A 13,694-nucleotide genomic window follows, 5' to 3' on the forward strand; every position below is an offset into this window, starting at 1 on the left:
TAACAGCGCTGAACGACGAACTGAACCGTATCGCGGAAACGACGTCTTTTGGTGGTAACAAGCTGCTTAACGGTACTCACGGTACTAAATCATTCCAAATCGGTGCGGATAACGGTGAAGCTGTAATGCTTCAACTGAAAGACATGCGCTCTGATAACGCTCAGATGGGTGGTAAGAGCTACCAAACTGAGAACGCGAAAGACAAAGACTGGAACGTTCAAGCGGGCTCTAACGACCTAAAACTGTCGTTCACTGACAACTTCGGCCAAGCACAAGAAATCGACATCAGCGCAAAAGCGGGTGATGACATCGAAGAGCTAGCGACTTACATCAACGGTCAACAAGATTCTGTTAAAGCGTCTGTTACTGAAGACGGCAAGCTACAAATGTTCACAGGCAACAACAAAGTGAGCGGCGATGTGTCTTTCTCTGGCGGTCTTGCGGGCGAGCTAGGTATTCAAGCAGCTAAAGACGTAACGGTTGATACTATCGACGTAACATCTGTTGGCGGCGCACAAGAGTCTGTAGCAGTAATCGATGCGGCCCTTAAGTATGTAGACAGTCACCGTGCTGAGCTAGGTGCTTTCCAAAACCGTTTCGACCACGCTATCAGCAACTTAGACAACATTAACGAGAACGTTAACGCATCTAAGAGCCGTATTAAAGATACCGATTTCGCGAAAGAAACGACTCAGATGACTAAGTCTCAGATCCTTTCTCAAGCTTCAAGCTCGATTCTTGCTCAAGCGAAGCAAGCACCGAACTCGGCACTTAGCCTACTAGGTTAATCGATTGAAAAGCCACGTTGACCGATAGTGTTGACGTTAGGCTTTCACAAATTAGCTCGTGGTGAGAGATGAGCGCTAAACAGACCCAGCTTCGGCTGGGTTTTTTATTGCCTGAAATTTGGAGAAGAGAGGGGAGTTGTGGTGTTGGTAGTTGATTGGAAAGCGAGATTCCCTATCACGTTCGTGCCTCACTGTAGGGAATGACGGGAGTTGGGTATTGGTGACTCTATAGCTAACTGTATAGAAGAGGTCGGTTTGAGTAACAATCACTCAGGCTTAAACCATAGTGTTTAATCGTCATCCCAGAATCGAACCGAGCGAGATGTCAGGGATCTCTGTTCGTGAGAGGCCCAAAGAAGAAGGGGATTTGTAGTTGTTAGGTATAAGGCCAAAGCGGCTGGTAATCTGGCATTAGAACTATATAGCAGGCACAAAAAACGCCACCCTTAGGTAGCGTTTTAATTAAAGCAGATAAGTAATCGAGATTACTTAGTTACTTTAAGAACTGGAGTTTCGCCAACAGTTACAGAACCAGAAAGCTTGTTCAGCTCTTTGATTTCGTCCATGTTAGAGATAACAACTGGAGTAAGCGTAGATTTTGCTTTCTCTTCTAGAAGCGCTAGGTCGAAAGTGATGATAGTGTCACCAGCTTTAACAGATTGACCTTCTTCAGCTACACGAGTGAAGCCTTCGCCTTTAAGTTCAACAGTATCGATACCGAAGTGAACGAAAAGCTCAACACCGTCGTCAGACTCGATAGAGAATGCGTGGTTAGTTTCGAAGATCTTACCGATAGTACCGTTAACTGGAGCTACCATTTTGTCGCCAGCTGGTTTGATCGCGATGCCGTCACCAACGATTTTTTCAGCGAAAACTACATCTGGCACATCTTCGATGTTTACGATTTCACCAGAAAGAGGTGCGATGATTTCGATTGCACCAGCATCAGCGCTGTCATCAGATACAAGCTTTTTCAGTTTGTCAAACAGACCCATTGTGTCATGCTCCTAACGTTTAGTTTTATTCTGTAGAATATACTATACCAATCTAACAAATTAGACGACTATTTTTAGCCGTCTAACGTTATTAAGCGATTGGCGATTACTGAGTTTTCTCAGCGATGAACTTTTCTACGCAAGCTTCAATTTCAGCAGCTGTTGGTAGAGATAGTGCTTCGTCAGCCATAGCTTTAACTTCAGCGAAGTTAGAGTTACGGATTACTTTCTTAACTTTAGGGATAGAGATACCGCTCATAGAGAACTCATCTAGACCCATACCAAGTAGAAGTAGCGTTGCACGCTCATCACCAGCAAGCTCACCACACATACCAGTCCACTTACCTTCAGCGTGTGATGCGTCGATCACTTGCTTGATTACTGTAAGAACAGCAGGAGATAGTGGGTTGTATAGGTGAGAAATCATTTCGTTACCACGGTCTACCGCAAGAGTGTATTGCGTTAGGTCGTTAGTACCGATAGAGAAGAAAGAAACTTCTTTCGCGAGGTGGTGTGCGATTGCAGCAGCAGCTGGAGTCTCAACCATTACGCCGATTTCGATTTCTTCATCGAAAGCTAGGCCTTCAGCGCGAAGTTCAACTTTGTACTCTTCGATTGCTTTTTTCAGTTCACGGATCTCTTCAACAGAAATGATCATTGGGAACATGATACGTAGTTTACCGTGTGCAGATGCACGTAGGATGCCACGTAGTTGGTCACGTAGGATTTCACGACGATCCAAGCTGATACGTACTGCACGCCAGCCTAGGAACGGGTTCATCTCTTGTGGAAGGTCCATGTATGGTAGGTCTTTGTCGCCACCGATATCCATAGTACGGATAATCACTGACTCGCCTTCCATTGCTTCTGCTACTTCTTTGTAAGCAACGTATTGCTCTTCTTCAGTAGGAAGCGCGTCACGGTCCATAAATAGGAATTCAGTACGGTACAGACCAACGCCTTCACCGCCGTTACGCAGGATACCGTCACAGTCTTTTACTGTACCGATGTTGCCACAAACTTCTACACGGTGACCGTCTAGAGTTTCAGCGTGTAAATCTTTTAGTTTTGCTAGTTCAGCCGCTTCTGCTTCGAAATCTGCTTTGATTTTCTTAGCTTCTGCTAGTTCAGCTTCAGAAGGGTTGATGATGATCTTGTTGTTCATCGCGTCTAGCACAAGCATGTCGCCGTTCTTAACTTGCTTAGTGATATCGTTAGTACCAACGATAGCTGGAAGCTCAAGAGAACGTGCCATAATTGAAGTATGAGATGTACGACCGCCGATGTCACAAGCGAAACCAAGAACGTAGTCTAGGTTGATTTGTGCAGTTTCAGATGGCGTTAGGTCGTAAGCTACTAGGATAACTTCTTCATTGATATCTGCTAGAGATACAATGTTGATGCCTAGAGCATTTTTAACGAAACGAGTACCGATATCACGGATATCAGTTGCACGTTCTTTTAGGTACTCATCATCAAGAGACTCTAGTGCAACAGCTTGCTCTTCGATCACAGTGTGGATCGCGTTGTCTGCGTGCATTTTTTCTTTCTTGATGAGTGCTAAAATCTCTTCTTCTAGCTCTTCATCTTCAAGCAGCATGATGTGGCCTTCAAAGATTGCTTCTTTTTCTTCGCCAAAAGTTTCAAGTGCTTTTTGCTTAACAACTTCAAGCTGTTGAGAAGATTTGTTACGAGCGTCAAAGAAACGCTGTACTTCTGCTTCAACTTGGTCGTCAGAGATAGATTGAGTGTTTAGGACAATTTCATCTTCTTGAAGTAGTAGTGCTTTACCGAAAGCAATACCAGGAGATGCTAGGATGCCTGAAATCATAGCCTTACCTTAGTTGTTCAACTGTAAACGGGAGAGTGTGTGACTTTAAGTCGTCGACTAATGTCGCGCTTATTCCTATCTATTTCGAACAAAGCCACTTTGCTATGCAAAATGGCTTTGAAAGAAGGAGACCGTATTAGTGTAGTTGATCCATAAGAGCAACTAGGTGGTCTACTGCTTGCTGAGCTTGAGGACCTTCAGCTGAAATAGTAACGTTAGTACCTTTTACTAGGCCTAAAGTTTGTAGTTTGAACAGGCTTTTCGCGCTAGCGCTTTTGCCGTTAGAAGTCACTGTGATGTCAGCGTCGAAAGATTTTGCTTCTTTAACGAACTGTGCAGCTGGACGAGTGTGAAGACCGTTTTCTGCTGTGATTTCTACTTGCTTCTCGTACATTTTATATACCCCAATTAATTTATTTTTTGTAAGTTTGTAACCAGATTAGCTTAACTGCTTTAGCCCAAATGCGCTAGAGGCTAGTACGCCATGTTCGTGTTAGAACTTAGACTGGTTATAAATTTTTATCCAGCCATGGTCGTCTTTTGCTGAGTACTCATGACTTTCAGAATTTGTTTATTGCTTCTTTTATTTTGAAGCGAAAAATAAAACAGACTTGATATTACCAAAGGTGGGGCAGGGATCAACAAAAAAGCCCCTAAACGGGGCTTTTTTGGACGAAAAATTGATTTGACCACATATTATTGTTGGTTCTCTTTTTCCGTAAAGATGCCAGCAAATAGGGCTGTGCTTAGGTAACGCTCACCAGAGCTCGGTAGTACAGTAACGATAGTTTTTCCTGCAAATTCAGGTAGTTCGGCGATTCTGTTCGCTGCTACTACTGCCGCGCCAGATGAGATACCAGCAAGAATACCTTCTTCTTTCATTAGGCGTTGAGCCATCTCGATCGCTTCTTCAGAAGTTACCGATTCAACACGGTCAATAATCTCTAAATCTAGGTTTCCAGGGATGAAACCTGCACCGATACCTTGAATTTTGTGTGGAGCTGGTTTGATTTCTTCACCTGCAAGTGCCTGTGCAATCACTGGAGACTCTGCTGGTTCAACCGCTACTGAAGTGATCGCTTTGCCTTTTTCACCTTTAATGTAACGACTTGTACCTGTGATAGTACCGCCCGTACCAACACCCGCTACAAACACGTCGATTTCGCCGTCTGTTGCTTCCCAAATTTCAGGACCAGTCGTTTGCTCGTGAATTTGTGGGTTGGCTGGGTTGTTGAACTGTTGAAGTAGTAGGTACTTGTCTGGGTCTGAAGCAACAATCTCTTCTGCTTTAGCAATCGCACCGTTCATACCTTTTGGTGCTTCAGTCAGCACTAGGTTTGCGCCAAGCGCTTTAAGCAGCTTACGACGTTCTAGGCTCATTGATTCAGGCATAGTTAGCGTTAGTTTGTAACCGCGTGCTGCTGCTACGAATGCAAGTGCAACACCTGTGTTACCACTGGTAGGTTCAACAAGCTCGATACCTGGCTTAAGCGTACCCGCTTTTTCTGCTTCCCAGATCATGTTTGAACCGATACGACATTTAACACTGAAGCTTGGGTTACGAGCTTCGATCTTAGCTAGGACGTTACCTTTGCTTACTTTGTTAAGGCGGACTAGAGGTGTGTTACCAATCGTTAGGGTGTTGTCTTCGTAGATCTTGCTCATGCGATATTCCTTCATTTAATGACAGAACTAAACGTAGTATATCAATCACTTTACCGTCTAGTGTCTTACGATGTTTATTCAGCTTGAATTTAGATTAAACAAGTTGAAAAAAAGGTAAAAGGATTAAAAAGTTATATCATATAGATATGTAGCAGAATTCACGCCTATCTTTATTGAAATCAGAACTTCAAAAAGATAGGCGAAACTAGGAAGTATAGGCGGGGTAATAGACGAGAATTATAGACGAGAACGCAGAGCTTGGTCTTTAAACTCAGCAACCCACATTGCCGTCGCGCCGCAAACGGCAACGGGCATTACGATCAGGTTTAGAATTGGAATTGTGGTGAACACAGAAACAAGCGCGCCAAAGCTGTAGCTCTTGCCTTGTTTTTGTTTCAAATTGTTTCTCATGTCATCAAATTTGATTTTATGGTTATCGAACGGGTAGTCGGCGTATTGAATCGCTAACATCCATGCTGTGAAAATGAACCATAAAAACGGAGCAACGGTTTGCCCTAGTGCTGGAATTAACAAAAGTAGGAATAAACCGATCGCTTTTGGCAGAATGTAGACAAGCTTGCGCCATTCTCTCGCTAATATACGTGGGGTATCTTTGAGGACATCAAGTAAACCATCGTCATTAACTTTTTTACCGCTCAACAACTCTTCAACTTTTTCCGCGAGTAAACCGTTGAACGGTGCGGCAATGAAGTTAGCGAGCGTGCTAAAGAAATACGAGAATGTGGCCAAGACGGTTAACACAAGTAATGGCCATAAAATGTATGACAACCACGACAAGAAACTTGGCAATGCACCAATCCAACCTTCAATCCAAGTGTTTAGGTTGGAGAAGATATAAAACAAGGCACCACCAACGAGTAACACGTTCGCGATAAGTGGCATTAGTACAAACTTACGAATGCTCGGTGATAAAGCGATTTTTATTCCGAAAATAAAATAGCCAAAGCCGGAGCGGGGAACAGATTCAATAGTCATATTTAAATTAGGTCACATGTGAATTTGGTTAAATAGCAAACATGTCTAGTGTACTCGACCGAAATTAAGAAAAAAAGCGTGGTGAAAATCACACCATGTAAGGAACTAATTGTATTAAGTTGTTCTAAAACAGTGGCTACTTTTGATAGAGTAGTGAGATTAGCCAAATTAACCCAACTTAGTGACAGCGTGTTTATAGCTAGTTGACTAAGAAAGCTGAGAGCGAAAAATGCAGGAATTGCGATTTGTACTCATTATTGTTGGCGCATTAGCTATCGCCGCATTATTGTTCCATGGTCTATGGACGAGTAAAAAAGAAGGGAAAGCAAAGTTTGGAGATAAGCCGCTCGGTAAGCTTGATAACGACAGCTTAGATGAAGCCGAAACTATTCCAAATCGTTCATTCGCCCCAGAAGATGATTTTGAGATAATCCGAAAAGAACGTAAAGAGCCGGATTTTGCTGTTTCACCCTCTGATACTGATCCGCTGATCGACTCAGACCCGCTAACAGCGCCACAAGCGAAAGAAGCTTACGAAGATGATATCGAATTAAATGATCTTCCTTCTTTCAGCGTAGAAGACCCAATTAAGGTTGAAAGTGAACCTGAAGTGATTGAGGAAGAGAAGGTCGTTGAGCCTGAAGTTCCAAGCTTTGAGTTGACTGACGAGCAAAAAGAAAACCATGCCGGCTTTAAAGAGCAGTACGGTTCGTTTGAAGAGCCTTCTGAAACAGTTGATGAGCCAGTCGTTCCAAACGAAACGCTTACTCAAAGAGAGCCAGTTGTAGCGAAAGAAGTCGTGACTCCGCAAAGTGCGACTGTTGAAGAAGCAAAACCAGATGAAGAACTTGGTTTAGAAGTGATCGTTCTTAATGTTCACTGTGCTGGAGAGATCCCATTCGTTGGTACTGAACTTTTCCGCAGCATGGAGAACAACGGTTTAACTTATGGTGAGATGTCTATCTACCACTGCTTTGCACAATCTACAGATGCACCAAAGGTTATTTTCAGCGTTGCAAACATGATGCAGCCAGGAACGCTAGAACATGATGATCCTGCTGACTTCACGACTAAAGGTATTTCGTTCTTTATGACGTTGCCTTGTTATGGTCAAGCTGATCAAAACTTCAATGTGATGCTGAGTGCGGCGCAGAAAATTGCCGACGATATGGGCGGAAACGTGTTGGATGAGTCACGCAACTTAATGACACCAAACCGTTTATCTGACTACCGCAAGCAAATCAGAGACTTTATGACGGCATCGAATACCTAGCCGTATTGTTTAGCCTTGTAAATAATCTATATTTATAGAAAAGGGCTCCTAAGGGAGCCCTTTTTGATATTTCAATCACGATAGAGAATGATATGAAAGAATCGATTCAAGTTACCTTAGAGCAGTTAAGAGAAACTCTGCATTATCACGCCGTTCGTTATTACGTAGAAGATAGCCCTGAGATCCCTGATGTCGAGTACGATCGATTAATGCAGCAATTGCTAAAGATCGAAGAAGAGAACCCGGAACTAGTGACGGTAGATTCTCCGAGCCAACGTGTTGGTGGTCAGCCTCTCGATGGTTTCACTCAAGTGACTCATGAGATCCCAATGCTTTCTCTGGACAATGCTTTCTCTGATGAAGATTTGGATGCGTTCAATAAGCGAATGTCTGATAGAGCGCCAACCGCTAACCTCAAGACTTTCTGTTGTGAACCTAAGCTTGATGGCCTTGCAGTTAGCCTACTCTATGTGAATGGTATTTTAGTTCAGGCTGCGACACGTGGTGACGGTGCGACGGGTGAAAACATCACTGAAAACGTGCGTACGATCAGCTCTATCCCACTTAAGTTACAAGGTGAAGGCTGGCCGCAGCGTATTGAAGTTCGTGGCGAAGTGTTTATGCCAAAAGCGGGTTTCGATAAGTTGAATGAGATGGCGTTGAAGAAAGGCGAGAAAGTATTTGTTAACCCACGTAATGCCGCCGCAGGTAGCCTGCGTCAGCTTGATTCCCGTATTACTGCGAAACGTCCGCTAGCTTTCTACGCATACAGTGTCGGTGTTGTACAAGGCGCTGAGCTATCAAATAGTCACTACCAACGCTTTTTACAGCTTAAAGGTTGGGGCTTACCTATGTGCCCCGAGACTAAGCAACTGAGCTCTCTCGAAGACGTGAAAGCCTATTACCAAGATATTATGACTCGTCGTGATGCTCTGGCTTACGAGATTGATGGCGTTGTTATCAAAGTCGACGATATCGCGGCTCAAGAAGTGCTTGGTTTTGTTGCACGAGCGCCACGTTGGGCAATTGCTTATAAGTTCCCAGCTCAAGAAGAGATTACACTGCTCAATGACGTTGAATTTCAGGTGGGCCGTACTGGCGCTATTACGCCGGTTGCTAAACTTGAACCTATCTTCGTTGGTGGCGTGACGGTCAGCAATGCCACTTTACACAATGCCGATGAGATTGCGCGTTTAGGCGTGAAGGTAGGCGACAGCGTTATTATTCGCCGTGCCGGTGACGTTATTCCGCAAATTGTGGCTGTTGTACTAGATCGTCGCCCTGAAACGGCTAGAGACATTGTTTTCCCTGATGCTTGCCCAGTATGTAGTTCTGCGGTTGAGCGTGTAGAAGGTGAAGCTGTAGCGCGTTGTACTGGCGGTTTAGTCTGTCAGGCGCAGCGTAAAGAAGCACTTAAACACTTTGTTTCTAGAAAGGCGCTAGACGTTGATGGACTGGGCGTGAAAGTTATTGAGCAGCTTGTGGACCGTGAAATGGTCGAAACACCTGCTGATTTATTTAAGCTAAGTGCTGGCGTGATTACTGTTCTTGACCGAATGGGGCCTAAATCGGCACAGAACGTCGTGAGTGCGTTGAATAAAGCTAAAGACACGACGTTAGCGCGTTTCCTCTATTCACTCGGTATTCGTGAAGTCGGTGAGGCGACTGCGATGAACTTAGCGCAACACTTTAAGACGTTGGAACTGGTTCAAGCAGCTACTCATGAACAATTAGTTGAAGTGTCAGATATTGGTGACATCGTTGCTAGCCATATCACCAGCTTCTTCTCACAAGAGAAAAACAGAGCGGTCGTCGATCAGCTGATAGAGCTAGGTGTGAATTGGCCAATCATCGAAGAAGCTGCCGATGACCAAGAGCTACCATTAGAAGGTAAAGTCGTTGTGTTAACAGGCTCATTGTCGCAATTAGGTCGAAGTGAAGCTAAAGCTGCGTTACAAGCATTAGGTGCGAAAGTGACGGGTAGCGTATCGAAGAAAACGGACATCTTGTTTGCCGGTGAAGCTGCGGGTTCTAAATTAACTAAAGCACAAGATTTAGGTATCGAAATAAGAACAGAAGAAGATCTAATAGCCCTTATTTCGTAAGTAAATACAGATAAAAAAAGCTCAAAGGCACTCATTTCAAGGGAGTGCCTTTTTTGTTTCTGATATAAAAATGTGGGCTTTTTAATTGTTGAGAATTTTGTTCCTATACGAACTCTAAAATCAGGACAGTGACGCTGCTCAATATTAATGAAATACCATTGTAGTTGTATAAAAAATGCGAGTCATATCTATTTTTACAAAGTGATGATTACCTCAAGTTATTGAATTTATTGGTGTTGATTTTGTTTTGGTGAGGATTTTTCTATTTATCGATCTGGATCACTAAGTACCTATTAAATTTGCACCAACTCATATTTTTTTAGATGAAAATTAAGTTCTCATTGATCTTTTTGAGGGCGAAGTTAGTCTTAATGCCATGGATGCACATGATGTGTATAACCAGAAAGGAAATAGAGAATTCAGAGTTTAGGGTTCTCAAACAAGAAAAGGTATTTCTCTCTACGGCGGCCAACTTTAGGCGGGGAATATTCAAACAGCTATATCCATTTTTAGGAGTTTTATTCCATGGAAAACAAAATTTTCAAACGTACTCTACTAGGTGCATCCGTTGCACTTTTATCGACAGGCGTAATGGCGAAAGAAGTTGGTATCAACTCTGATTTCAACGTTGACGTATACGGTGTTGCAGCTATCTCTCTAGTTAACTACAACACGACTGATAACAATGACTCTAGCTCTGGTTACGCAGTAGAGAACGAATCTCGTATCGGCTTCCGTGCTCATAAAGAGATGTTTGATGACGTATTAATCACAATGCAGATTGAATCTGGCTACGTAGATAGCACAGACTGGGGTCATGGCGGCGTTTCAGGCGGTGTGCTTGGTTTCCGTGATACGTTCGTTGGTGCTTCTGGCTCTTGGGGTAACCTGCGTGTGGGTCGTGTTCTTACTCCACTATACGAAATCGTCGACTGGCCATTCTCTAACCCTGGTCTAGGTTCTGTATTCGATTGGGGCGGCATCAACGGTCACTACGATCGTCAATCTAACCAAGTTCGTTACGATTCAGCTAAATTTGGCGGTTTCTCTTTTGCAGCTTCTGTTGGTCGTGACGATAACGACAACGGTGGTGGTGCAGCAACTCGTGACGCAAACTTTGTTGGCGCAAGTGCTAAGTACAGCTTCGAGAAAGTAACATTAATGGGTGCGGTTGAATCTGGTACACGTGTAACTCCAGCTGTTGATGCTGGTTTTGAGTTTAACCCAGAGACGGGTATTGACCCTGTAGCTGCTGCTGCGGAAATTAAAGACGATACATTTGCGTACATCGTTGGTTTTGAAGCTAGCCTACCTGCAGGTTTTGGTATTGCAGCTGCGTTTAAAGGCGAAGAGCTAGATAACGGCATCCGTAAGCAAACACAAGATTCTTACTCAATTATTGGTCAATACTGGAACGGTCCAATCGGCTTTAAACTGGGTTACGCAGCGAACTTAGAATCTGAACTTAACGGTAAGAAAGAAGCTAACTCAGACAGCAACACTATTTCTGGTCAGTTAATGGCTGTTCATAACGGTTTCGTACCTTACCTACGTGTAGCGGGTCGTACTGTTGGTGACGCTGATACAGATATCGTAACTCGCGTTGGTCTTGAATACGGTTTCTAAGCTAGAATCTTTAGCTTAAACAGTTAGATAAAAATCAAAACGCTGGTAAATTTTGTTTGCCAGCGTTTTTCCATAGTGAACATAAGGAATTAGTCATAATGAATAAAGTTAGTGTAGTCGTATTATCATTATTTTTGGGAGCTTGTAGTTCACTCGATTCACAAAGTAATTTTGTAGACTCAGTTGCAGATGTACAGCCAAAAGGTGGCTACATTCAAGTGACTGGGCAATCTTATGTAGCGGAAAGTAAAGCGAATGTCGGGGCAGACATCCTGAAATCGTCACTCTACTTTACATACAACAAAGAAATAACGCAGAATTCGGCTCCAGAATCTTCCATTACCATGGATGTAAGCTATTTCCAGAGCTATAAAGAATACGAAACCGTTAGCTTTTTTGGTAAGACGATAGACCTTGAAGAGAGACAACTTCCAAGAGAGAGCTGCAGCGAACACTGCACAAAGACTCAGTATATTAAATTTCCATTGAGCGAAGCTGACATCCAGCAAGCAAGAAAAAAGAATTTAGAATTTACACTTGATGGACAAAACTCAGTGATGAGTACAACTTTCATTGTGCCGAAAGCGTATATCGACACAATTTATAACGGTGCAAATAATCATACGGCTATCGCTGTTGCTCCGGTTGCGGTACCTGTTGCGGCTGTAGTTGCTGAAGAACCAAAAGCGTCTCAAGCTCAAGAGATGGTTAATTACTGGTATGGTCAAGCGACAAAAGAAGAGCAAGCTGCTGTGACTGATTGGGCATTCAAGAATCGTAAAAACGCTACCCCAACATCACTAGAAGGCTCAAAAGAGATCGAAATGGTTTCATATTGGTTCAATAAGCTAAACAGCGAAGAAAAATCTCAAACTATGATTTGGCTATTAGAGCAAGAGTAGGCTTCTAACGTAAGTCTCTAGCTATGTTTTTCAACCGCAGTATTGTATAACAGCAGTACTGCGGTTTTTCATTTTAGGCTTACAGGTAAGATTGTGAATATTGGTGAAGTAGCGAAGCGTGTTGGTACAACAGCGAAATCCATTCGTTTTTACGAAAGTAAAGGCATGATGAGCCCACCGCACCGATCAGAAAATGGTTACAGGCAATATGGCGAGATTCATATCGAACAGTTAGAGTTCGTTTTGAGAGCTAAAATGGTTGGTTTCACTCTCGATGAGTGTAAGTCACTGGTTGAGTTGGCAATGAATCCCAACAGACAAAGCTACGAAGTAAAGAAGAAGGCTACTCAGAAGTTAGATGAAATAGAGTTGAAGCTTGCGGAGTTAAACAAGATGAAGGTGCAGCTACAATCTTGGGTACATGACTGCCCTGGAGATACTTCAACGGAATGTCCTATCTTGAATAATCTATCTGGCCGCAGTTAGGTTATTCCAGTTCTAAATAATCGTCAGGCAGCAATTTCATTACTAGCCTGACTTTAATCACTTATCACAGCACCTATCACAGCACCTTTCCGCCGTAATGTTTACAGATCAACAGTGGTACATGAGTGACTGCGTTACCATCTGAACACTTAACGATAGGCCCCATGTTTCCGTTACCAGGAGACTGACTGCTCGCTAGAGCGCTTCCAAATGACAAGCTGAAAATAGCCGTTAGAATTATTAAAAAATGTCTCATACAAACTCCATTAGGTTTATCTCTAATTGAGATAATTGAAAGTATGGACAAGGAAAAGAAAATTTCAAAAATTGGACGGACTTAACATTTTTAATGATTATAAATAAGCGAGAGTAAGGTTAACTATTCATATATATATTGGGTAAGAAATCTGGCTTTCTTATACCTTTTTAGCTCAATCAAACTTTTTAGCTTTACGAAATAAGAACTTATTTTTTTTTCAATTCAATCTATCGCAATGATAATTCGAATATTATTAAGGTTCAAAAATAGAAAAAGCCTGCATTTATTGAAAATGCAGGCTTCATATAGCTCTTGTTTATAAAGGTTCTATTATTATAACGATTCCGTCTAAAGCGACAATCTTAATTTCGGTTCCAGATGGAATATCTTGACTGGCCTTTGCTGACCAAGAAGAGTCACCGAACTTAATTCGACAGCTACCTTTCTTTACGTCTTCACTTAAAATAACGGTTTGACCTACCAATTGCTTTTCTCTTTGGTTTAACTCTCGCCCTGCATCCGATTGCTTGTCATTCGAGAGTTGTCTTCTCCACCACAACCAAGTGGTAATAAGAGAGAAGCTAGCAAAGGACAGCCATTGCATCTGCCAACCAATTGGTAATGCTCCTAATAGGGCACCGACCAGCATGGCAGATATGCCTATCCATAAAAAGTAACCAGCGGTTCCAATTAGCTCAAGCGCTAACAATGCTAGACCAAACGCTAACCAATGCCAGTGGTTTACTTGTTCTAGTAATTCGACCATAA

Annotated in this window: 13 protein-coding genes; 6 read left to right on the top strand and 7 right to left on the bottom strand. The window is 42.9% G+C overall.

Annotated elements, in window-relative coordinates; translation table 11 throughout:
* Positions 1 to 788: flagellin (locus tag AB6E78_RS17475; RefSeq protein ID WP_372134011.1), on the top strand; the 788-nt coding region annotated here is incomplete at its 5' end.
* Between the two features lie 485 nt (positions 789 to 1,273).
* On the opposite strand, the gene crr is transcribed toward AB6E78_RS17475, so the two are convergent.
* The 5 genes from crr to cysZ all read right to left on the bottom strand — a co-directional run bounded on the left by crr (position 1,274) and on the right by cysZ (position 6,275).
* A complete protein-coding gene (gene crr, locus AB6E78_RS17480) occupies positions 1,274 to 1,783 on the bottom strand; it encodes a PTS glucose transporter subunit IIA (protein ID WP_004737851.1) in 510 nt (169 codons plus the stop codon).
* A 106-nt stretch (positions 1,784 to 1,889) separates the two neighbouring features.
* Entirely contained in the window at positions 1,890 to 3,614 is a 1,725-nt protein-coding gene (ptsI, locus tag AB6E78_RS17485) for a phosphoenolpyruvate-protein phosphotransferase PtsI (RefSeq protein WP_372058934.1), read from the bottom strand.
* Positions 3,615 to 3,750: 136 nt separating this feature from the next.
* A complete protein-coding gene (locus AB6E78_RS17490; RefSeq protein ID WP_004734263.1) occupies positions 3,751 to 4,008 on the bottom strand; it encodes an HPr family phosphocarrier protein in 258 nt (85 codons plus the stop codon).
* 302 nt (positions 4,009 to 4,310) lie between these two features.
* Positions 4,311 to 5,279: a cysteine synthase A gene (cysK, locus tag AB6E78_RS17495; protein ID WP_017061934.1), complete on the bottom strand. Its 969-nt coding sequence runs from the start codon at positions 5,277 to 5,279 to the stop codon at positions 4,311 to 4,313.
* A gap of 237 nt (positions 5,280 to 5,516) precedes the next feature.
* Complete coding sequence (cysZ, locus tag AB6E78_RS17500) at positions 5,517 to 6,275, bottom strand: sulfate transporter CysZ (RefSeq protein WP_029235129.1); 759 nt, start codon at positions 6,273 to 6,275, stop codon at positions 5,517 to 5,519.
* Positions 6,276 to 6,504: 229 nt separating this feature from the next.
* On the opposite strand from cysZ, the gene zipA reads away from it, so the two are divergent.
* The 5 genes from zipA (at position 6,505) to cueR (ending at position 12,667) form a co-directional block, all read left to right on the top strand.
* Positions 6,505 to 7,548, top strand: coding sequence for a cell division protein ZipA (gene zipA, locus AB6E78_RS17505; RefSeq protein WP_372125661.1), 1,044 nt, complete (start codon positions 6,505 to 6,507; stop codon positions 7,546 to 7,548).
* Between the two features lie 92 nt (positions 7,549 to 7,640).
* Positions 7,641 to 9,653: an NAD-dependent DNA ligase LigA gene (gene ligA, locus AB6E78_RS17510; protein WP_372100960.1), complete on the top strand. Its 2,013-nt coding sequence runs from the start codon at positions 7,641 to 7,643 to the stop codon at positions 9,651 to 9,653.
* A gap of 525 nt (positions 9,654 to 10,178) precedes the next feature.
* Entirely contained in the window at positions 10,179 to 11,279 is a 1,101-nt protein-coding gene (locus AB6E78_RS17515; protein ID WP_372129878.1) for a porin, read from the top strand.
* 98 nt (positions 11,280 to 11,377) lie between these two features.
* Complete coding sequence (locus tag AB6E78_RS17520) at positions 11,378 to 12,181, top strand: DUF2057 family protein (protein WP_065583820.1); 804 nt, start codon at positions 11,378 to 11,380, stop codon at positions 12,179 to 12,181.
* Between the two features lie 93 nt (positions 12,182 to 12,274).
* On the top strand, positions 12,275 to 12,667 hold the full coding sequence (cueR, locus tag AB6E78_RS17525; RefSeq protein WP_017061928.1) for a Cu(I)-responsive transcriptional regulator: 393 nt from the start codon (positions 12,275 to 12,277) through the stop codon (positions 12,665 to 12,667).
* 76 nt (positions 12,668 to 12,743) lie between these two features.
* On the opposite strand, the gene AB6E78_RS17530 is transcribed toward cueR, so the two are convergent.
* Together AB6E78_RS17530 and AB6E78_RS17535 are read right to left on the bottom strand one after the other, a co-directional pair.
* Positions 12,744 to 12,923 carry a hypothetical protein gene (locus AB6E78_RS17530; protein ID WP_017061927.1) on the bottom strand — a complete coding sequence of 60 codons (180 nt, stop codon included), beginning with the start codon at positions 12,921 to 12,923 and terminating at the stop codon, positions 12,744 to 12,746.
* A 319-nt stretch (positions 12,924 to 13,242) separates the two neighbouring features.
* On the bottom strand, positions 13,243 to 13,692 hold the full coding sequence (locus AB6E78_RS17535; protein WP_372134010.1) for an NfeD family protein: 450 nt from the start codon (positions 13,690 to 13,692) through the stop codon (positions 13,243 to 13,245).
* Positions 13,693 to 13,694: the final 2 nt, after the last annotated feature.

It is taken from the genome of Vibrio sp. 10N.247.310.98 (assembly GCF_041467395.1).
Lineage (GTDB): Bacteria > Pseudomonadota > Gammaproteobacteria > Enterobacterales > Vibrionaceae > Vibrio > Vibrio crassostreae_C.